At 50.7% G+C, this 21,870-nt stretch carries 19 protein-coding genes; 18 read left to right on the plus strand and 1 reads right to left on the minus strand.

The genetic code is table 11. The annotated features are described in order from the left end of the window. Positions 1-241: 241 nt before the first annotated feature. From I2G42_RS03675 to I2G42_RS03720, 10 genes are all read left to right on the plus strand, one after another. The gene (locus tag I2G42_RS03675) at positions 242-1,714 is read left to right on the plus strand and encodes a VWA-like domain-containing protein (protein ID WP_243277135.1); all 1,473 of its coding nucleotides are present in this window, start codon (positions 242-244) and stop codon (positions 1,712-1,714) included. Positions 1,715-1,801: 87 nt separating this feature from the next. Further along, positions 1,802-3,241: an ATP-binding protein gene (locus I2G42_RS03680; protein ID WP_195530755.1), complete on the plus strand. Its 1,440-nt coding sequence runs from the start codon at positions 1,802-1,804 to the stop codon at positions 3,239-3,241. A 29-nt stretch (positions 3,242-3,270) separates the two neighbouring features. Beyond that, positions 3,271-4,008 carry a tRNA pseudouridine(38-40) synthase TruA gene (gene truA, locus I2G42_RS03685; RefSeq protein ID WP_022461373.1) on the plus strand — a complete coding sequence of 246 codons (738 nt, stop codon included), beginning with the start codon at positions 3,271-3,273 and terminating at the stop codon, positions 4,006-4,008. A gap of 105 nt (positions 4,009-4,113) precedes the next feature. Then, positions 4,114-5,442 carry an electron transport complex subunit RsxC gene (rsxC, locus tag I2G42_RS03690; protein ID WP_022461372.1) on the plus strand — a complete coding sequence of 443 codons (1,329 nt, stop codon included), beginning with the start codon at positions 4,114-4,116 and terminating at the stop codon, positions 5,440-5,442. 13 nt (positions 5,443-5,455) lie between these two features. Next, the gene (locus I2G42_RS03695; protein WP_022461371.1) at positions 5,456-6,412 is read left to right on the plus strand and encodes an RnfABCDGE type electron transport complex subunit D; all 957 of its coding nucleotides are present in this window, start codon (positions 5,456-5,458) and stop codon (positions 6,410-6,412) included. Next, positions 6,409-7,047: an FMN-binding protein gene (locus I2G42_RS03700; protein WP_022461370.1), complete on the plus strand. Its 639-nt coding sequence runs from the start codon at positions 6,409-6,411 to the stop codon at positions 7,045-7,047. Before I2G42_RS03695 ends, I2G42_RS03700 begins: the two co-directional genes overlap by 4 nt. Next, entirely contained in the window at positions 7,044-7,748 is a 705-nt protein-coding gene (gene rsxE, locus I2G42_RS03705; protein ID WP_022461369.1) for an electron transport complex subunit RsxE, read from the plus strand. Before I2G42_RS03700 ends, rsxE begins: the two co-directional genes overlap by 4 nt. Then, positions 7,745-8,320 carry an electron transport complex subunit RsxA gene (rsxA, locus tag I2G42_RS03710; protein WP_022461368.1) on the plus strand — a complete coding sequence of 192 codons (576 nt, stop codon included), beginning with the start codon at positions 7,745-7,747 and terminating at the stop codon, positions 8,318-8,320. Before rsxE ends, rsxA begins: the two co-directional genes overlap by 4 nt. Positions 8,321-8,333: 13 nt before the next feature. Next, a complete protein-coding gene (locus I2G42_RS03715; RefSeq protein WP_022461367.1) occupies positions 8,334-9,128 on the plus strand; it encodes an RnfABCDGE type electron transport complex subunit B in 795 nt (264 codons plus the stop codon). 191 nt (positions 9,129-9,319) lie between these two features. Next, positions 9,320-9,820: a heme-degrading domain-containing protein gene (locus I2G42_RS03720; protein ID WP_022461366.1), complete on the plus strand. Its 501-nt coding sequence runs from the start codon at positions 9,320-9,322 to the stop codon at positions 9,818-9,820. A gap of 113 nt (positions 9,821-9,933) precedes the next feature. Here the strand turns inward: I2G42_RS03720 and I2G42_RS03725 are convergent, their stop codons facing one another. Then, positions 9,934-10,824, minus strand: a complete 891-nt coding sequence (locus tag I2G42_RS03725; RefSeq protein ID WP_055219470.1) for an RluA family pseudouridine synthase — start codon at positions 10,822-10,824, stop codon at positions 9,934-9,936. Between the two features lie 257 nt (positions 10,825-11,081). On the opposite strand from I2G42_RS03725, the gene ftsH reads away from it, so the two are divergent. The 8 genes from ftsH to I2G42_RS03765 all read left to right on the plus strand — a co-directional run bounded on the left by ftsH (position 11,082) and on the right by I2G42_RS03765 (position 21,843). Beyond that, the gene (gene ftsH, locus I2G42_RS03730; protein ID WP_022461128.1) at positions 11,082-12,941 is read left to right on the plus strand and encodes an ATP-dependent zinc metalloprotease FtsH; all 1,860 of its coding nucleotides are present in this window, start codon (positions 11,082-11,084) and stop codon (positions 12,939-12,941) included. Positions 12,942-13,160: 219 nt separating this feature from the next. Continuing rightward, complete coding sequence (locus I2G42_RS03735; protein ID WP_158585795.1) at positions 13,161-14,876, plus strand: hypothetical protein; 1,716 nt, start codon at positions 13,161-13,163, stop codon at positions 14,874-14,876. Between the two features lie 61 nt (positions 14,877-14,937). After that, on the plus strand, positions 14,938-15,330 hold the full coding sequence (locus I2G42_RS03740; protein WP_070103206.1) for a TIGR04086 family membrane protein: 393 nt from the start codon (positions 14,938-14,940) through the stop codon (positions 15,328-15,330). 133 nt (positions 15,331-15,463) lie between these two features. After that, a complete protein-coding gene (gene scfA / locus I2G42_RS03745; RefSeq protein WP_022461131.1) occupies positions 15,464-15,604 on the plus strand; it encodes a six-cysteine ranthipeptide SCIFF in 141 nt (46 codons plus the stop codon). Positions 15,605-15,720: 116 nt separating this feature from the next. Further along, positions 15,721-17,079 carry a thioether cross-link-forming SCIFF peptide maturase gene (scfB, locus tag I2G42_RS03750; RefSeq protein ID WP_022461132.1) on the plus strand — a complete coding sequence of 453 codons (1,359 nt, stop codon included), beginning with the start codon at positions 15,721-15,723 and terminating at the stop codon, positions 17,077-17,079. Positions 17,080-17,103: 24 nt separating this feature from the next. Next, positions 17,104-19,383, plus strand: coding sequence for a protein translocase subunit SecDF (locus I2G42_RS03755; protein WP_055227688.1), 2,280 nt, complete (start codon positions 17,104-17,106; stop codon positions 19,381-19,383). Positions 19,384-19,462: 79 nt separating this feature from the next. Next, positions 19,463-21,187: a single-stranded-DNA-specific exonuclease RecJ gene (gene recJ, locus I2G42_RS03760; RefSeq protein ID WP_055227614.1), complete on the plus strand. Its 1,725-nt coding sequence runs from the start codon at positions 19,463-19,465 to the stop codon at positions 21,185-21,187. Between the two features lie 131 nt (positions 21,188-21,318). Further along, a complete protein-coding gene (locus I2G42_RS03765; protein WP_022461135.1) occupies positions 21,319-21,843 on the plus strand; it encodes an adenine phosphoribosyltransferase in 525 nt (174 codons plus the stop codon). The last annotated feature ends 27 nt before the right edge of the window (positions 21,844-21,870 follow it).

A 21,870-nucleotide genomic window follows, 5' to 3' on the forward strand; every position in this document is an offset into this window, starting at 1 on the left:
TTTCAGTTGGCGAACGACGAATGTCGCTTACGCGATAGCGTAAGATTGAGTGCAAGTGAGTCAAACGAAAATTTATTTTCAGTTGGCGAACGACGAATGTCGCTTACGCGATAGCGTAAGATTGAGTGCAAGTGAGTCAAACGAAAATTTATTTTCAGTTGGCGAACGACGAATGTCGCTTACGCGGCAGCGTAAGATTGAGTGCAAGTGAGAAAACGCGGCGAGTAAGGGAGTGAATAAAATGGATGACTGGAGTAGTTTCAGAACGACGACATCCGAACAGCAGCGCCTCCGGGCTGCACTTTCCGGCTTTTGTGAATCGCAGGATCTTCCGGAAGAACAGCGAGCCGCATATACCGCATACCTGCGGAAACGCATCCGTTCCGCTGTCGAAATGCTGATTCGTGAGGATGATTTTTCAAAGCTGGAAAATATTCTGCAGACCGGATGGCTGTCCGATGCAGACCGAAAACGTTTTCTCAGCCTTGCCGCCGACCAGCAGAAATGGCAGGCCTTCCGCATTCTCCTGAACCGGAGCTCACAGGATCCGATGCAGGAGAATACGGAAAGCAGAAAAACAGAAGCTGCGTTTCAAAAAGAAAAGCCCACAAAAGAAAAAGAAGCGCTGGCGCTCCGGCTTTTCGAAGAAGCCCGCAAAAACCTCTGCTGGCTGTACCCGGAACTTGGTGAAGCGATTCTTTTCTTTCAGCATCAGCCATCCGGCAGGACAAAAGCCATCACATCCGACGGTCATACGATATATTTTAACTCCGATTTTGTACTCCGCATGTGTGCCGAAAATTCATCGTTCCTCAAGGAAGGCTATCAGCACCTGCTGCTGGAATGCATCCGCCGGTTTGGAAAAGAAACACCGGAGCCGGAAAAAGAAGAACAGTCCCCGGTTTCATGGCTGATGCCGGAAAAAGAAAAACAGTCTCCGGTTTCATGGCTGGTGCCGGGAAAAGGGACGGAACTTATCGAGTCTTTTCAACCAGTCTGGAAACGTGCTGCCCGCAAGTTGGCGGAAAACTACGGCACCGGCGGCCTGCGGCGAGGCCAGAACCGTGGTGGAAAAAAAGAAACCCTGTCCGAGATCGAAAAAAGAGCGTACAATTACCGCAGCTTTTTAAAACAATTCACCGTCACCCGTGAGGAGATGGAACTGGACCTCGACAGTTTTGACCCAGTCGCCTACCATTACGGCCTGGAGCACTACGGCAGTCTCCCTTTCATCGAGCCGCCGGAGACGCGAGAGGGAAACCGTCTCGAAGAGCTGGTTATCGCGATCGACACATCCGGTTCGTGCAAAAAAGAAATCGTAGCAAAATTTCTCGGTGAGACGCGCAGCATTCTTGAAGAAAAAGAAAACTTCTTTTCCCGATGGAACGTCTGCCTGATCCAGTGCGACAGCTTCGTACAGGATGTCACGATGATCCATTCACCGAAAGAATGGGAAGCTTACCGTGAAACAATTACCATCAAGGGCCGGGGCGGAACCGATTTCCGTCCTGTCTTTCAGAAAGTGGAAGAGTTGCGGAAACAGCATGTATTCCGAAACTTAAAAGCGTTGATCTATTTTACCGACGGAGACGGAATTTATCCCGAACAAAAGCCAGATTACGAGACGGCATTTGTCTTTGTCAGACAGACCGAAAAAATGAATCTTGTCCCAAAATGGGCAAAAAAACTGCTGACAGAAGAATGTACTCTTTGAACACAACTGACAAAAAAGCATCTCGCAAAATCAAACACAGAAAGATTTCGAGAGTACATAAAGAGTGCACAAGATAAGAGAGAACATATGAATATACAAGAAGCAAAAGAGACAATTGAAAAAGCCCTGCGCGCATACTTTGCAAGAGATGAAATTGGTTTTCCACTGGTTCCCCTCCGGCAGCAGCGTCCCATTCTCCTGATCGGCCCGCCGGGCATCGGAAAAACGGCAATTATGGAGCAGATCGCAGAAGAGTGCGGTGTGGGGCTTGTCGCCTACACGATGACACACCATACGCGTCAGAGTGCCATGGGCCTTCCGGAGATCTGCACACGTGGAATCGAAGGGAAAATGGTACATACAACGGAATACACGATGAGCGAGATCATCGCCTCGATCTATGACTGCATGGAGCAGACCGGAAAGAAGCGGGGTATCCTCTTTCTCGATGAAATTAACTGCGTCTCCGAGACCCTCGCTCCGGTAATGCTGCAGCTTTTGCAGGACAAAAAATTCGGCAATCAGCACATCCCGGATGACTGGCTGATCGTGGCCGCCGGAAATCCGCCGGAATATAATAAATCTGTGCGGGAATTTGATGTGGCAACGCTTGACCGTGTGCGGAAGATCGAGGTGCTTCCCGAGCTTTCCGTCTGGCTCTCCTACGCAGAGAAAAATCAGATCCACAGCGCCGTGACAACGTACCTTATGGCACACAGTGACCATTTTTATTCTGTTTCGCAGGAAGCGGATGAGAAGCGTTTTGTAACGGCACGCGGCTGGGAGGATTTGTCGGCCGTGCTGAAAAGTTATGAAATCCTGCATTTTCCGGTCGACGAAGCACTGATCGGACAATATTTGCAGGAAGAAAAGACGGCGGAGGAATTCAGCTCGTACTACAGGATTTACGAAAAATATGGACAGGATTACGGCGTGGAGGAGATTCTGGCCGGTGCACTTTCCGGAAAAATCATGGCAGAAAAACAGAAGATGGCGGCAAATGGTTCCGCAGAAGAGCGATCTGTACTGCTGTCTCTGTTTCATGCGGCACTTCAGAAAGAGGCATCCGGCTGCCAGAAGCAGGAACACACGGCAAAGGAGCTCTCCGAGTGCTTTCGCCAGTTTACCGGGCTTTGCAGGCAGAAAAAAGATGAGACATACGCATCCTGGCTACAACAGAAAGAGCAGGGATTTGCAGTGTGCAAAAAGCAGGGACTGCTGAAAAAGGACGAGGAAGAAACGAATGCGCGGGTCTTGAAAAAGTTAAAAAAACTCGAGGAGACCGCTAAAAAATGTCGCAAAAACGATCCGGATCAGATGAAAGAGCTTTTTGAAACGGTATGTGAACTGGAACAGGAAAAAGCGGAGAAGAAAGTAAAAGATGTGAAGCTGCAGATCCGCCGTGCCGCTGAATTTTTACAGAACAGCTTTCCGGGCGGAGCAGAAGTGGTACTGTTTGAAGCAAATCTGGCACGAAGTCCTGCGCTGCGGGCTTTTTTGATTGAGAAAAGCATGGATGCCGAATGATAAGCGGCCACTTTGGAAAGGAGAAAAAGATGAATTATAAAATGATCCTGCAGTACGACGGCACGCGCTATAACGGCTGGCAGAAGCAGGGAAATACGGACAACACGATTCAGGGCAAGCTCGAAACGCTGTTGTCCAGGATCGCAGGAGAGCCGGTGGAGATTCACGGCGCGGGCAGAACCGATGCCGGCGTCCATGCGGCGGGACAGGTTGCAAATGCAAAGTTCCATACCGATCTATCCGATGAAGAACTTCTGCAGACAATCAATCATTATCTGCCGGAAGACATCGAAGTCACCAGCCTCGCGCGGATGCCGGAGCGCTTCCACAGCCGTCTGAATGCGGTGGACAAAACATACGAATACCGTATCGTGATCGATGGCAGAAAGCATGTTTTCGAGCGGAAATACGTGTATTTTCCGGAAGCACCGCTCGATGTGGAAAAAATGAAAGAAGCATCGAAAGCGTTTATCGGAACGTATGATTTCAGGAGCTTCTGTGCCAACAAACGTATGAAAAAATCGACGGTACGGACGATTACCGGAATTGATTTCTGCGAGAAAGACGGGATTCTTACCATTTCCTATACCGGAACCGGTTTTCTGTACCACATGGTGCGGATCCTGACCGGAACGCTTGTGGAGGCCGGGATGGGAAAACGGGATATCGTATCAATGACGGAGCTTCTCAAAGCAAAAAATCGCGAAAGTGCGGGTTTTCTTGCACCGGCATGCGGACTCCTGTTAAAAGAAGTCCGATATGAATAACCGAAATAATCAGGGCAATGCACCAGCCTTTTTGGTATAAAAACCGAAAAAAGGCTGTGAATTGATAAATGCAGCATAGAAAAGAGAAAGGATGAGGTGAAAAGCATGTTTCAGAAGAAAAGAAATACTTTTCATGGCGGCGTTCACCCGTACGAGGGAAAAGAGCTCTCCAAGGACAAACCGATTGTCAAAGCGCAGCCGGGCAACTTATTGTATTACGCAGTGTCGCAGCATATCGGAGCGCCTGCTGTGCCGATCGTACAAAAAGGCGACCATGTAAAAGCGGGACAGAAAATCGCAGAAGCGGGAGGATTTGTTTCGGCTCCTGTTTACGCATCGGTTTCCGGCACGGTAAAAGGAATTGAGAAAAAAGTTTCCGCAGCCGGTTCCCCGGTAGACTGTATCGTTGTGGAGAACGACGGGCTGTATGAAAAAGAAACATTTGAGGAGTGCCCGCACTGGGAAAAACTCGACGCAGATACGATCCGGAACAAGATCAAAGAGGCCGGAATCGTGGGAATGGGAGGTGCAGGCTTCCCGACACACGTCAAAGTATCCCCGAAAGATCCGTCAGCGATTGACTACATTCTCGTCAATGGAGCAGAGTGTGAGCCGTATCTGACAAGCGACTACCGCAGAATGCTCGAAGATCCGGAAAAGGTGATCGGAGGCTTAAAAATCATGCTGCATATGTTCCCGAAAGCAAAGGGAATCATCTGCATTGAGGACAACAAACCGGACTGTATCGCGAAATTTTGCGAGCTGGTGCTTCCGGGGGACAATATTGAGGTTCTGGAACTTAAAACGAAATACCCGCAGGGTGCCGAGCGTATGCTGATCTATGCAGCAACGGGGCGAAAGGTAAATTCTTCCATGCTGCCGGCGGACGCGGGCTGTATCGTGGATAACATTGATACCGTGACCGCTATTTACCAGGCAGTCCGCTTCGGCGAACCGCTGATGAGCCGTATCGTTACCGTGACGGGAGATGCCGTACAGAATCCATGCAACTTTGAAGTGCCGGTCGGCATGCTCTTGTCCGAACTTTTAGAGCAGGCAGGTGGTCTGAAAAACGAGGCATCCAAGATCATCTGCGGCGGTCCGATGATGGGAAAAGCCCTGTTTACAATGGAGGTTCCTGTTACCAAGACAACATCTGCACTGACCTGCCTTACGGAGGATGAAGTATCTGCGCTGGCACCATCTGCCTGCATCAACTGCGGACGCTGCGTTTCCGTCTGTCCGGGTCAGATTCTTCCGGCCCGCCTTTCCGTTTTTGCGGAGCACGGAGAGGAAGAGAAGTTCCTGAAATACGGCGGAATGGAGTGCTGTGAATGTGGCTGTTGTTCCTTTATCTGCCCGGCAAGACGTCCGCTGACGCAGGAAATCAGCTCGATGCGTAAAGTGCTTCTGGCAAAGAGAAAGAAGAAATAGGGGGATCTTACATATGAATGGATTATTACACGTATCATCTTCCCCACACGCGCGGTCCAAGGTGACGACAGACAAAATCATGTTTGCCGTCCTGCTTGCCCTTGCCCCGGCAGCCTGCGTGGGAGTCTGGAATTTCGGCCTTCGGGCACTGCTTTTGATTGCGATTTCGATGGCAGTCTGTCCCCTGACGGAATATCTGTATGAAAAAGGAATGAAGAAACCGGTGACGATTGCCGACGGCAGTGCACTGGTAACCGGCCTTCTGCTGGCCATGAACATGCCGGTGCAGGCGCCTCTTTGGATGCCGGTGATCGGCGGTGTGTTTGCAATTCTCGTCGTAAAACAGCTTTTCGGCGGTCTTGGCCAGAACATTATGAACCCGGCGCTTGCAGGAAGATGCTTCCTTTTGATTTCCTTCCCGGGTCATATGACCAACTTCGCTGCCCCGGCAGCCGCACACCTCGTGGATACCGTATCAGGTGCGACACCGCTCGCCGCAGCAAAAGCAGGAGAGCAGGTGAATCTGCTGTCCATGTTCCTTGGAAATACGGCCGGAACGATCGGTGAGACTTCCGCACTGGCCCTTCTGATTGGCGGCATTTTCCTTGTCTGCATTCATGTGATTGACCTCAATATTCCGCTCATCTACATCGGAACAGAGCTTTTGTTCGCCTTGCTTTTCGGCGGCCACGGTTTTGATATCAACTTCCTTGGCGCGCATCTTTTGGGCGGCGGTCTGATGCTCGGCGCATGGTTCATGGCAACCGATTACGTTACCCGCCCGATCACAAAGAAGGGACAGTATATCTATGCGGTCATTTTAGGTCTTCTGACCGGCGTATTCCGTATCTTTGGAAATTCGGCAGAGGGCGTTTCCTATGCCATCATCTTTACCAACCTTCTGGTTCCGCTCATTGAGCGTGTGACCGTGCCGGTTGGATTCGGAAGAGGAGGCAAGAAAAAAGCATGAACAAAATTATAAAAAACGCACTGATTCTTGCGGCGATCACGCTGATTGCCGGACTGCTTCTCGGGGCGGCACATCAGGTAACCTTAGAGCCGATCCAGAAACAGCAGGAAAAAGAAAAACAGGAATCCTGCCAGAACGTATTCCCTGAGGCAGCTTCCTTTGAAGAAGTAACGATGAGCGATGCAGAACAGGCAGAGCTTACGGCAGCACTGATCGGCCACGGTTTTGAAGCACAGACGATTGACGAACTGCTGCTTGCAAAAGACGCATCCGGCGCAACGATCGGCCTGGTTGAGATCATCTCCACAACCGAAGGCTATGGCGGCGGCATGCAGTTCTCGATGGGAATTGCATCGGACGGAACGACAAAAGGAATCTCTTTCCTGTCACTTTCCGAGACGGCCGGCCTTGGTATGCGTGCCGACACAGACGATTTCAAGAATCAGTTCAAGGATAAAAACGTAGAAGCATTCTCCTACACAAAATCCGGCGCATCCGCGGATGATGAAATCGATGCGCTGAGCGGAGCAACTCTGACAACGAACGCTGTAACAAACGGTGTCAATGCAGGAATCTGCTGTTTTAACTACTGCAACGAATCCGGTCTGCTTTCCGGAGAGGGAGGGAACTCATGAGAAAAGATACGCCGCTGGAACGGCTTTATAATGGTATCATAAAAGAAAACCCGACCTTCGTCATGATGCTGGGTATGTGTCCGACGCTTGCGGTTACCACTTCTGCAAAGAACGGTATCGGCATGGGCCTTGCGACGATGGTTATCCTGACCGCCTCCAACCTGATGATTTCCCTGCTTCGGAAAATCATCCCGGACGGCGTGCGTATGCCAGCATACATCGTTGTTGTGGCATCGTTTGTAACCATCGTGGAATTTTTGATGGAAGGTTTTATTCCGGCACTCTATTCCGCCCTTGGCATCTACATCCCGCTGATCGTTGTAAACTGTATCATCCTGGGACGCGCCGAGGCATATGCTGGAAAACATGGTCCGATCCCGTCTTTATTTGATGGTATCGGCATGGGCCTTGGATTTACCGTCGGCCTGACCCTGATCGGTATGTTCCGTGAGCTGATCGGAGCCGGAACCCTGTTCGGTATCCAGGTAATGCCGAGTGCTTACGAGCCGGTCAACATCTTCATCATGGCGCCGGGTGCATTCCTTGTGCTGGCAATGCTCGTTGCGGTGCAGAACCGCATCAAACGCCAGAAGTCAGAGAAAACCGGAAAACCGGCAGTCCCGGCAGAAGAGACCGGCTGTATGGCGTGCGCCAATAAGGCATACTGCCAGGCTGTGAAAGGAAAGGAGGAAGCGAAATGAAAGAACTGATTTTAATTGCGATCGGTGCGGCGCTGGTGAACAACGTTGTCTTAAGCCAGTTCCTCGGCATCTGTGCTTTCCTCGGTGTTTCCAAAAAGATGGATACGGCGGCCGGCATGGGCGGAGCGGTTATTTTTGTCCTCACGATTTCTTCATTTGTGACAAGTCTGATTTACAAATTTATCCTAGCACCGGCAGAACTTGATTATCTGAAAACGATCGTTTTTATTCTTGTCATCGCGGCGCTGGTACAGCTCGTTGAGATGTTCCTGAAAAAGACGATTCCATCTCTGTACCGAGCGCTCGGCGTTTACCTTCCGCTGATTACAACAAACTGCGCGGTACTCGGTGTGGCACTCATCAACGTACAGAAGGATTACACGATTCTGCAGGGTACGGTTTACGGTCTGGCAACCGCAATTGGCTTTACGATTGCCATGGTGCTGATGGCTGGCCTGCGGGAAAAGATGGAGTACAACGATATCCCGGAGTCATTCAAAGGAATGCCGATCGTTCTTCTTACGGCTATGCTGATGTCAATGGCATTTATGGGATTTTCCGGAATGATCTAGGAGGGATGAAGAGATGAATGGTATTTTAGCAGCCACCCTGATGGTGGGTGGAACCGGCCTTTTGATTGGTATTCTCCTTGGAATTGCCGGAAAGAAGTTTTATGTGGAAGTGGACGAGCGCGAGACGAAGGTCCGTGAAGCGCTGCCGGGCAACAACTGCGGCGGCTGCGGTTACCCGGGCTGTGACGGAGCGGCGGCTGCAGTGGTAAAGGGTGAAGCCCCGGTTTCTGTCTGTCCGGTCGGCGGAGCGCCGGTTGCAGCGGCCGTCGGAGCTATCATGGGACAAAAAGCCGATGTACAGGAGCGCAAAAAAGCAGTGGTACGGTGCGCCGGTACGTGTGACGTGGCAAAGAACAAGTATGAATACACGGGTGCAAGGGACTGCTCCTACGCCGGTTTTGTACCGGGCGGCGGTCCGAAGAGCTGCGGAAACGGATGTCTTGGTTTTGGAAACTGCGTGAAGGCATGTAAGTTTGATGCGATCCATATTGAAAACGGCATTGCCGTTGTGGACGGCGAAGCGTGCAAGGCATGCGGTGCCTGCGTGAAGGCCTGTCCGAGAAATCTGATCGACCTGATTCCGTATGAGCAGAAGATCACGGTGAAATGCCGCTCAACCGAGAAGGGCAAGGCGGTGATGGCAGCGTGTGAGATCGGCTGTATCGGATGTAAGAAGTGCGAGAAGAACTGCCCGTCGGATGCAATTCACGTTGTGGACCAGCGCGCGGAGATCGACCCGGCAAAATGTACAGGCTGCGGCCTCTGCGCGGAGAACTGCCCGCGGAAGTGTATTATGGTAGAAAAATAAAAATGAGAAATTCCATGCTGTGGGAGGGAACTTCTGCGGCGTGGAATTTTTGCTTTTCGGTGATATCGTGTTAGCCAATGCCGGGGGTGGCTGGCTTGACTTGAATTTGGGAAAATGATAAACTGAAAGTCAGAAAATGAGGGGCGAAAAGCTAAAAAAATATAAAATGGCAGAAAGGACGGGGCAAAAGTATGACAATGACAATGGATGAACTGATGAAAGTGCTCGATATGCAGGAGGATATTCTGCAGTTTACGCATTTTACAAATGCAGACGCATGGGAACTGGGAACGATGATCCTGATGGAGGCAAGACGGCGCGGAGCACAGGTTGGCATCATGATCCGCAGAAGCAACGGGGAAGTTGTATTCCAGTATTGCGATAACGGCATTACGCCGCACAATGTGGAGCTGATGAGACGGAAGAGCAATTCGGTGCTTCTGACGGAGCGGAGTTCGCTGCAGCTTTACATGGCAGCGACGAATGCGCCGGAGAGCGTAAAACAGATGGTACTGGACCCGAAGGAATACGCAATGCTGGGCGGAGGTTTTCCGATCTGCGTGGAAGAAGTCGGCGTTGTGGCAACCGTAGCAGTGTCCGGCATGGGACAGGTTTCGGATCATGATGTGATTGTGAAATGCATCAGCAAATATTTGCATATCGATGAAGTACCAAGAATCAGAACTGTATGAAAATGATGATTGAAACTAAATTTTGTGTATGATATAATGTCACCGGCAAAAAGACATGACAGTTCCATCAGGGACAACAAAACCCCCGTGAGCGGCAACTCACGGGGGTTGGTTTATGTCAGCAGGTTTTGCATATCTTCCGGCAGTGGTGCGTGGAAGTTTAAGGGTTCTCCGGTGATCGGATGGACGAAGGAGAGCGATGCAGAGTGAAGTGCCTGGCGGGGGAAAGTGCCGGGAGTTTTGTTATAGAGGGTATCGCCGAGCAGCGGATGGCCGATGTAAGCCATGTGGACGCGGATCTGGTGGGTGCGGCCGGTTTCGAGGTTGAGTTCGAGGTGGGAGAAAACGGAGCAGTGCGCGAGGGTGCGGTAATGGGTTACGGAGCGCTCGCCGGAGGCAAAGTCGACGGTGCGCTGGATGAGGGAGCCGTTGAGGCGGGCGATCGGGGCGTCGATGGTGCCGGATGCAGCGGTTTCGCCGAGGGCGAAGGCCTGATACGTGCGGTGGATTTCGCGGGAGCGCATGGCCTGGGAGAGAACGGCGGCGCTTAAGGCGTGCTTGGCGAGCACGATAAGGCCGGTGGTGTCGCGGTCGAGGCGGTTGATACAGCGGTAGACGAAGGGTTCACCTTTCTGTTCAAAATACCATGCAATGCCGTTTGCCAGCGTATTTTCATAATTTCCAATCGACGGATGAATCGGAGTATCAGCGGGTTTATCCACAACGAGGATGTCGTCATCCTCATACACAACCGAAAACGGAACCGGCCGCGGCAGAATTCCGTCGGAGGGTTCTGTTTCGACAAGGTGCGTTTCGATCACATCCCCGGCGTGCACGGCCTGGCTCGTCCAGGCGCGGACGCCGTTTCGGAAAATGCCGTCCTCTGTGCGTTTTAAGCCCGTAATAATATGGCGCGAATATCCATGCCGGCGGAGAAACCATTCCACAGTCAGATTTTCCCGTTCCTCCTCCGGCGAAACCACATATGTAAACCTGTGTCCCATACACAAAACCTCCGTTTCTATAGCTTTTTTATCGAATGAACCCCGTCATTTCGGGGCAAAATTTCAAAAAGAGACTTTCCCAGTCTTTCGCAAGTATAGCCGAAAACAGATGGAAAAGCAAGAAACTTACCTTTTTATAGCGAAAATATAAAAAAGTATAAAAGTTTCATGAAATGTCAGAATTTGATTGATTTTAGCGAAAGAAAAGTTTATGCTACTAAAAAAGAAAGAAAATCAAGAAACAGGAGGGGATACAGATGAAGCAGGTGCAGAAACCGAAAAAACCCATAATTTTTTATTATGTGGTTGCGCTGATCGTCATTCTGCTGTTAAATCTTCTGCTTTTCCCGAGACTTCTCGAGCCAAAGGTAACAGAAGTTGATTACGGAAAATTTTTGCAGATGGTAGATAACAACGAAATCAGCGAAGTCCAGATCCAGTCAAATGAGATTATTTTCAGCGACAAATCAAGCCCGGCGAATTATTATAAGACGGGTGTGATGAATGATTACAAGCTGGTAGACCGTTTATATGAGGCAGGTATTACCGAATTTGGAACGCCGATCATAGAGCAGATGTCGCCGCTCATGGAATTTCTTTTAACATGGGTAATACCGATCGTTGTGATGGTTGCGCTCGGACAGTGGCTGATGAAACGCATGACGAGTAAGATGATGGGCGGCATGGGAAATGCGATGAGCTTTGGAAAGAGCAACGCCAAGGTTTATGTACAGTCCGAAACCGGCATTAAATTTGCAGATGTTGCCGGAGAGGATGAGGCAAAAGAAATTTTACAGGAGATTGTTGATTTCCTGCATAATCCAAAAAAATATGAAGAAATTGGTGCAAAAATGCCGAAAGGAGCACTGCTTGTCGGCCCTCCAGGAACCGGTAAAACGCTGCTTGCAAAGGCAGTAGCCGGAGAGGCAAATGTTCCGTTCTTCTCCATTTCCGGCTCCGAGTTCGTCGAGATGTTCGTCGGCATGGGAGCTGCAAAGGTGCGTGACCTGTTCCAGCAGGCAAACGAGAAAGCACCGTGTATCGTCTTTATCGATGAGATCGATACCGTCGGCAAAAAACGTGACGGCGGCGGATTCTCCGGAAACGACGAGCGTGAGCAGACCCTGAACCAGCTGCTTGCCGAGATGGATGGATTCGATGGAAAGAAAGGCGTTGTCATTCTGGCAGCGACGAACCGTCCGGATTCCCTGGACCCGGCACTTCTTCGTCCGGGCCGTTTCGACCGCCGTGTGCCGGTTGAACTGCCTGACTTAAAAGGCCGTGAGGAAATCCTGAAAGTCCATGCGAAAAACATCCGCGTGGGCGACAATGTCGATTACAATGCGATCGCACGTATGGCATCCGGTGCTTCTGGTGCAGAACTTGCCAATATGATTAACGAGGCAGCACTCCGTGCCGTCCGTGATGGAAGAAAATTTGTCACCCAGGCGGATCTGGAGGAGAGCGTTGAGGTTGTCATCGCCGGATACCAGAAGAAGAATAAGATCATGACCGACAAAGAGAAACTGATCGTTTCCTACCACGAGGTCGGCCATGCACTCGTCGCAGCACTGCAGAGCCATTCCGCTCCGGTTACGAAGATCACCATTATCCCGCGTACGTCCGGCGCCCTCGGCTATACGATGCAGGTGGATGAAGATGAGCACAACCTGATGAGCCGCGAAGAGCTGGAAAACAAGATTGCAACGCTGACCGGCGGCCGTGTGGCAGAGGATCTGGTGTTCCATTCCATCACGACAGGTGCTTCGAACGATATCGAGCAGGCAACGAAGGTGGCAAGATCCATGATCACCCGCTTCGGTATGAACGAGGAATTTGGTATGGTTGCATTTGAGACGGTAACGAACCAGTACCTCGGCGGTGACACTTCCCTGGCATGCTCCGAATCGACAGCAGCACAGATTGATGAGAAGGTTGTTGCAGCAGTCAGAAAACAGTACGACAAAGCAGAGCAGCTCTTAAAAGATAACATGCCGAAACTCCACGAGCTGGCAAAATATCTGTATGAGAAAGAGACGATCACAGGTGATGAGTTTATGGAAATCCTGAATTTATCCCCGGATCAGCTTACGACAACGAGAATGGAAACAAACTAAAAAGCGATAAAAGCAGATGAGAATCCCGCGTTACTGTTCACCCAGCAGTGAAACACTTGCTGTTTCACTGCGTAAGAAAGTGATTCACGAATCCCGCGTTTCAAGGCGACTTCAGCCTTGCGCGGGATTCTTTCTTGTGCTATAATGCTGTAATGCGAAATTATGACACAAAAAGACAGATTTTTTAGGATAGATCAAGAGAACATAAGGAGAAACGCAATGAAGAAAAAACAGGCATGGAAAGTGATGGGTGCTGTCCTTGCGGGCACACTGGTATTTTCCGATGCAGTTCCGCTCCGTGCCAGCGCATCGGCAGGAACGGAAAAAAGCGCAGTACAGAACGAAACTGTCTCCGGAACGGAGAACGGTACAGAGACAAAGACAAAACGGGCAGCCGTTTATGTGAATCTGAAAACCGGCGATGATACGGCAGACGGTACAACGGCAGAGACAGCAGTAAAAACCGTGGAAAAAGCACAGGAGCTTCTTGCAGCTGCAGCGGCAGAACTGCAGGCGGACGGGAAAACAACCGAAAAAAACACTGCTGCAGATACCAGCAAAACGGCAGCGGAGGAAGCAGCAGAAAAATATCTGGTATTCGTCGGCATGGATGAAAAAGAGCTGGAAACGTATCGAAAGAAACAGCAGAAAACAGACTTCTGGGGAAGAGTAACAGATACCGTTTTTGCGGCAGATGAAATCGTGGTGACAGAAGCCGGATATGAGGCTGTTCTGGCAGCAGAAAAAGCAAAAGAAACGGTTTCGGAAACACCAACGCTTGCGCCGGGCGAGTCTCCGGCACCGGATGCGGCAGAAGATACCGTAACACCGACTCCGGGTCCGACGGAAACGCCGGATGCAGAGCCGACCGCAGAACCAACGGTGACCCCGGACGCAGAGCCAACGGTAGAACCGACGGAAACGCCGGACGCAGAGCCGACCGTAACGCCGGCGGAGGAACCAACGGCAACACCGACACCGGATGCGGACAACGGAGAAAATACAGAGGATACACCAACGGCAGCGCCGACACCGGATGCGGAACCGACCGTAACGCCGGAAGTAACTCCGACGACAGCACCGGGCGAGAATACCGATGACAGTGAAAATCCGGAGAATCCGGAAACTCCGGCAGAAGATCCAACCGTGACACCTGCCCCGGATGATACAGCAAAAGACGATCCTGCAGCAGATGATACAAACCAGGACGATACAAACCAGGATAACCAGAACGGAACGGGAAATGATGCATCATCGGACCAGTGGAAACAGGATGAAAATCTGGATGACCTTGTAAAAGATGAAATTCAGAAAGAAAACGAAACCGTAAAAAATTTCGATGAAATTTCCAATCCATCCGGTACGGACAGCACAGAAGACGGCTATCTGATCTCCGATGTCTCTCTTTTGATCCATCCGATGGCAGTAAGTCTGTCCGGAAGCGTTGTATCAGAGGAGCAGACGGAAACAGCAGAAGCTGAGACGGCGGACGAAGGCGAGCATGAACTGCTTGCAGCTGCAGAGCAGAAATCCAACCTGAGTGCCGGTGAAATGACAGCAAGTGCAGCCGATGACGTAAGTACGCTGCGTGCCGCAGGAACGATCCTTGTAGGACCGGACAACTACGGAACGAATAAGACATCCACTCCGACTCCGACAGCCACACCGTCGAAGAGCAGCAGTAACAACAGCTCTTCCAATTCCAATACCGGAAGCACAAAGATTCCGCAGAAGAAGACACAGACCACTGCAAGCATCCGCAGCATCCCGGTCAACACCGGCGATGAGACGATGGTGCTTCCGCTGGCGATCAGCTCCGCACTTTCTGCAGCCGTTATGTTCTGCATGGCATTCCTTCAGATGCAGGCGAAACGCGCAAAGAGCATGGCCGCATGGCTGGAATTCAAAAAGAATCATCCGTTTGACGAAAAATAAAGAAACAGGCATATCCGAAAAAGCCATTCCATACATTTACAGTATGGGAGGGCTTTTTCTTATGGAAGAAAAGAAAACATGGGAGGTGGGTGCGGGCAGCGGGATCGGCTGGCTGAAGGCGCTTCTCGTTTCCTATCTGATCTCGGTGCTTCTTCTTTTGCTGCTGTCTTTCCTGCTCTGGAAATTTTCCTGGAAGGAAAGCTGGGTGCAGGCGGGCATTGTGGTGATCTATCTGGCATCAAGCTTTTCCGGCGGAAGAATGGCAGGAAACATGGCGGGAAAACGGCGGTTTCTCTGGGGCATCTGCTTTGGAATCGTGTATTTTGCCATTCTGATCATCGTCTCCGCAGTCTTCCTGCCGGGCGGATTTGCCGGAGCCGGAAGACTTCTGTGGGCGGCAGCAGTCTGTGCCGTCGGCGGAATGGCAGGCGGAATGACGGCACACGGCAGATAAAAGCGGACAAAACAGAATATTTTTTCAAAAAACAGACTTTTAAATTTGAAAAACCTATGCTATAATGGGAAGAGCTAATGGCCGAAGACTATAAAAAAGTCGCGCGTCAACTACAATGAAGGAGGAATGTGCCATGAAACACATCAAAACTTTAAATACAAAAAGCTTACAGAACACTGTAAAAAAAGGTGGATGCGGTGAGTGCCAGACATCCTGCCAGTCCGCATGTAAGACTTCTTGCACCGTAGGCAACCAGAGCTGCGAGCATAAGTAAAAGTAATCCATAAGGACGAGTAAAAGGTGTTCCCAGAACCGGTTTCGCCGGATTTGGGAACATTCTTTTTGCCAGGCACATCAAAAAAAGAGAGAGTTATAGAAAGGAATACCACAGTGATACATTTATATAAAAGCAATGGCTTCAACATGGTGCTGGACGTCAACAGCGGTTCCGTCCATGTTGTGGATGACTGCGTATACGATGTCCTTTCCTGCATGAACGAAGGAAAAAATGCAGAAGAGACAGCAGAGGCGCTTAGCAGTAAATACGCCGAGCAGGACATCACCGAAGCCAGAGAAGAAATTCAGGAACTTGCAGACAACGGCATGCTCTTTACCAAAGATATCTACGAAAACGCAATCGATCAGTTTTCCAACCGTCCGACCGTCGTAAAAGCACTCTGCCTCCATATCGCACACGACTGCAATCTTGCCTGTCGTTACTGCTTCGCAGAAGAGGGCGAGTACCACGGAAGACGTGCGCTGATGTCCCTGGAAGTCGGCAAAAAAGCGCTTGATTTCCTGATCGCAAACTCCGGCAGCAGAAGAAACCTCGAGGTAGATTTCTTCGGCGGTGAACCGCTGATGAACTGGGATGTTGTAAAACAGCTCGTAGCCTACGGAAGAGAGCAGGAGAAGTTACATAATAAGAACTTCCGTTTCACCCTGACCACCAACGGTGTTCTCTTAAACGACGAGGTCATGGAGTTCTGCAATAAGGAGATGGGCAACGTCGTATTAAGTATCGACGGAAGAAAAGAAGTTCACGATCACATGCGTCCGTTCCGCAAAGGTGCCGGAAGCTACGATCTGATCGTGCCGAAATTCCAGAAATTCGCTGAACTCCGTCATCAGGACAAATACTATGTGCGCGGAACCTTCACGCATTACAACACAGACTTTGCTGCCGACGTCCTCCATCTGGCAGACCTCGGCTTCAAACAGATCTCGGTGGAGCCTGTTGTAGCACCTCCGACCGAGGATTACGCGATCCGCGAGGAAGACCTTCCGGTGATTTTCGAACAGTACGACATTCTGGCAAGAGAGATGATCAAGAGAGAAAAAGAAGGAAGAGGCTTCAATTTCTTCCATTTCATGATCGATCTGACCGGCGGACCATGTGTTTATAAACGTCTTTCCGGCTGCGGTTCCGGAACCGAGTACCTTGCGGTAACACCGTGGGGCGATTTCTATCCGTGCCACCAGTTCGTAGGACAGGAAGATTTCTGCCTCGGAAATGTTTACGAAGGCGTGAAAAAGACAGAAACTGTCAACGAATTCAAAAAATGCAACGTTTATTCCAAGAAGGAGTGCAGCCAGTGCTTTGCACGGTTCTACTGCAGCGGCGGATGCGCGGCAAACTCCTACAATTTCACAGGTAAGATCAACGATGTTTACGAGATCGGATGCAAGATGCAGCAGAAACGGATCGAGTGTGCATTGATGATAAAGGCAGCTCTGGCCGAAGATTAAAGAAAAGAGGAAAATCGCGACATGATGAAGAAGAAACAGAGTATCATCGCACTCGTCCTGGCAGCCATTGTAACAGTGCTTCTTGGATGGACGATGATCAAAGGATGGGGTCCTACCGGAACCGGTTCGATGAAGAACATCAACCTGGGTCTGGATCTGTCCGGCGGTGTCAGCATTACCTATCAGGCCGTAAAGGACAACCCGACAGACGAAGAAATGTCAGATACCCGCTACAAGCTGGAACAGCGTGCGCAGCAGTACAGCGAAGAGGCACAGGTGTATCTGCAGGGCGACAACCGTATTACCATTGAAATCCCGGGTGCAACCGATGCAACCACCATTCTGGAAGAGATGGGTAAACCGGGAAGCCTGTATTTCATCAAACAGACCAACGATGACGGAACAGAAAACTACACCTACGACAGCTCGACCGGCGAGTACGTTCTGAACGGAAAAACTATCGAAGAGCTCGAGGAGGACGGCTCCGTCGTTCTGACCGGTAAAGATGTGGAGAGCGCAGAAGCTATGCATCAGCAGAACTCCACCACAAAAGCAACCGAGAGCGTCGTTCAGCTGAAAATGACCGACGAAGGAAAACAGAAATTTGCAGACGCAACCCAGGAAGCCTACAGCGCAGGAAAGAGCATCGGTATCTACTATGATGAGAAATTCGTCAGTGTACCGAGTGTAAACGCTGTGATTTCCGATGGTACTGCAGTCATCTCCGGCGGAAACATGGACTGGGATGAAGCAACCAGCCTGGCATCCACCCTCCGTATCGGTTCCCTTTCCCTGAAACTTGAGGAGATCAACTCCAGCGTCGTTGGAGCACAGCTTGGATCTGCAGCTGTTTCCACCAGCGTGAAAGCAGGAGCGATCGGCATTATCCTGATCATCATCTTCCTTGCAGTTGTATACCGCCTGCCTGGTATTGCAGCCGGATGGGCACTGCTCATTTACGTTGAGCTGAACCTGATTTCTTTAAATGCATTTGACCTGACCCTGACTCTGCCTGGTATCGCCGGTGTTATCCTGTCGATCGGTATGGCAGTCGATGCGAACGTTATCATCTACGCCCGTATCGAGGAGGAGATCGGTGCCGGAAAGACGGTTCATGCAGCAATCCGCGACGGATTCAAGAAGGCAGCTTCCGCCATCCTGGACGGAAACGTAACGACTCTGATTGCAGCAGCCGTTCTGTATGCACTCGCAAGCGGAAGTGTCCGCGGATTCGCCATGACACTTGCTCTTGGTATTGTTCTTTCCATGTTCAGCGCCATGGTTGTTTCCAGACTGCTGGTCAACAGCCTGTACGGTATGGGACTGAAGGATGCGAAATACTACGGAACCAAGAAAGAGCGCAAGGGATTTCCATTTGTGGAAAAGAGAAAGATTTTCTTCACGATCTCCTGCATTCTGCTGCTTGCCGTTCCGGCCAGCATGATTTTCATGCATCAGACAAAGGGAAGCGCACTGAACTTCAGCCTTGACTTCAAGGGCGGTACTTCCATCAACGTTCCGTTCAACGAGGATTACTCCATCGAAGAGCTGGACAAAGAGGTAGAGCCGGTTGTGGAAGGCGTGACAAAAGATTCCAATATTCAGATGACAAAGGTTGTCGGAGGCAACAATGTCATCATCAAAACACGTTCTCTGACTCTGGAAGAGCGTGAGCAGGTTTACCAGGCAATGGCAGACAATTTCGGTGTCGATACTTCTGAAATCACTTTCGACAACATTTCTTCTACTGTAAGTAAAGAGATGAGCCAGAATGCGATGAAAGCAGTTATCATCGCTGTAGTCTGCATGCTGCTGTACATCTGGATCCGTTTCCGCGACATCCGTTTTGCATCGAGTGCCATCCTTGCACTGATGCACGATATCGCCATTGTATTCGGATTCTATGTGGTATCCCGTATTTCGGTCGGCAGCACCTTTATCGCGTGTATGCTGACGATCCTCGGCTATTCCATCAACAGTACGATCGTCATCTTCGACCGTATCCGTGAGAATCTGCCGGAGTTAAAGAGAGAGCCGATCGAGTCTCTGGTTGACCGCTGCATCACGGACACCCTGACCCGAAGCATTTACAGTTCCCTCACCACCTTTATCACCATCTTTGTTCTGTTCGTGATGGGAGTTTCTTCCATCCGCGACTTTGCAGCACCTCTGATGGTTGGTATCGTATGCGGAGCTTACACTTCTGTCTGCATCACAGGTGCCCTGTGGTATGTGATGAAGCACGTTGGAAAAAACAAATATGTGCCGTCCAAAGCAGTACAGAATAAGACAAAAAATAAATAAAAGCAGCAAAAACCATAAAAAGAGAAACGCCGGACCGGAAAAGTCCGGCGTTTCCTGCTAACAGGAAAGAGGAGAACATATGAAGAAAGAACGCTGGGTAGTTTCGGCAAAACGCGCCGATTTCCAGGCAATTGCGGACCGGTTCGGCATCGATCCCGTCATTGCCCGCCTGATCCGGAACCGGGATGTGACCGGGGAGAAAGAGATCGAAGAGTATCTCTTCGGTGATCTGGAGCAGCTCCACGATCCGCTGCTGATGAAGGATATGGAGCGCGCGGCAGATCTGATCGCAGAAAAAATCCGGGAGAAAAAGCCGATCCGCATCATCGGGGACTACGACATCGACGGTGTTACGGCAACGTATATTCTGCTGACCGGCTTAAAAGATCTCGGTGCCGATGCGGATGTGCGTATCCCGGACCGGATTGCAGACGGATACGGCTTAAATGAGCATCTTGTGCAGTTTGCCGCGGATGAGGGGCGGGACACGATCGTCACCTGTGACAACGGCATCGCGGCGGGCAGTCAGATCCGTCTGGCAAAAGAGCTTGGCATGACGGTTGTTGTGACGGACCACCACGAGGTTCCGTTTGAGGAGGATGAAAACGGAGAACGCCGCTACATCCTGCCGCCGGCGGACGCGGTTGTCAATCCGAAACAGAAAGACTGTTCCTATCCGTTTCCGGGCCTCTGCGGTGCGGCCGTCGCATGGAAACTGATCCAGACGATGGAGGCAAAAGCAGGTATTCCAAAGGAGCACAGCTTCCGCTTTCTGGAATTTGTCGCCATTGCGACGATCGGTGATGTGATGGATCTGCAGGGAGAAAACCGGATTTTTGTAAAAGCCGGCCTTCGGGCGCTCCATAAAACGCAGAACCTCGGCCTGCAGGAGCTGATCCGTGTGCAGGGCATCGAGGCGGAAAACGTGACACCGTATCACATCGGCTTCGTTCTCGGCCCGTGCATCAACGCATCGGGACGGCTTGACACGGCGGAGCATTCGTTAAAACTGCTCTGCGCAAAGACACGTGAGGAGGCTGCAAAGCTTGCTGGGGACTTGAAAGACCTGAATGAAAGCCGCAAAGAGCTGACGCGCCAGGGTGAGGCGAAAGCAATCGAGCTCGTGGAAACCTCCCCGCTGCAGAACGACAAAGTCCTCGTCGTCTATCTGCCGGACTGCCACGAGAGCCTTGCCGGAATCATCGCAGGTCGCCTGCGGGAGCACTTCCACAAACCATCCTTCGTACTCACCAGAAGTGAGGAGGGCGTCAAGGGCTCCGGCCGCTCGATCGAAGCGTATTCGATGTATGAGGAGCTCTGCAAATGCAAAGAACTGATGACGAAATTCGGCGGCCACCCGATGGCTGCGGGCCTTTCCCTCGCAGGAGAGGAGATGATCGAACCGTTCCGCCGGGCACTGAACGATAAGTCCACGCTGACGGAAGAGGATTTCGTCGAAAAAGTCGTGATCGATGTGCCGATGCCGATCACCTACATCACCAAAAATCTGATCCGCCAGTTAAGCCTCTTGGAGCCGTTTGGAAAAGGCAACACGAAACCGCTGTTCGCACAGAAAGGACTGACTGTATTAAATTACCGCATTTTTGGAAAGAATAGAAACGTGGTGAAAGTACAGCTTGCCGATGCGGGCGGATACCAGATGGATGGTGTCTATTTCGGCGAGGGAGAAGCGTTCGCCGCATACGTGGATGCACATCCAACCCTCTCGGTAGCGTACTATCCGTCGATCGATACGTGGAACGGACGCGACAAATTACAGATCAATATCCAGAGTTATTTTTAAAGATGCAGAAAAGCCGCAAATACCTGATTTTTCTGCCCTGTTTTCTATCGGAAACAAAATTGACGCAGAAGAATATTGATGCTATACTGTAAGGTGAATTGTCAAACCTTGACGAAACGGAGGAATATTTTATGAAAAAAGTAGAGGATTACGTAAGAAGTATTCCGGATTTCCCGGAACCGGGTATTATTTTCAGAGATGTAACGAGTATCCTGCAGGACGCAGACGGACTGCAGCTTGCCATAGATGAGATGCAGCATTTTGTAGAAGAAGTAGACTGTGACGTAATCTGCGGAACCGAGTCCCGCGGCTTCATTTTCGGTATGCCGATTGCTTACAATCTGCACAAACCGTTCGTGCCGATCCGTAAAAAAGGAAAACTTCCTCTGGAGACCGTCGAGGAGAGCTATGACCTAGAGTACGGCAGCGCAACGATCGAGATGCACAAAGACTCCATCAAACCGGGCCAGAAGGTAGTCATCATCGACGACCTGATTGCAACCGGCGGTACCGTGGAGGCTTGTGCAAAAATGATCGAGCGCCTCGGCGGCGAAGTAACCAGAATCGTGTTCCTGATGGAGCTTGCCGGCTTAAAAGGACGCGAAAAACTGGCAAAATATGATGTAAAATCTGTCATCCGTTACGATGGCAAATAACGTATCCAACGAAACGCAGGGGTTAAT

The organism is Fusicatenibacter saccharivorans (genome assembly GCF_015557635.1).
Classification (GTDB): domain Bacteria; phylum Bacillota; class Clostridia; order Lachnospirales; family Lachnospiraceae; genus Fusicatenibacter; species Fusicatenibacter saccharivorans.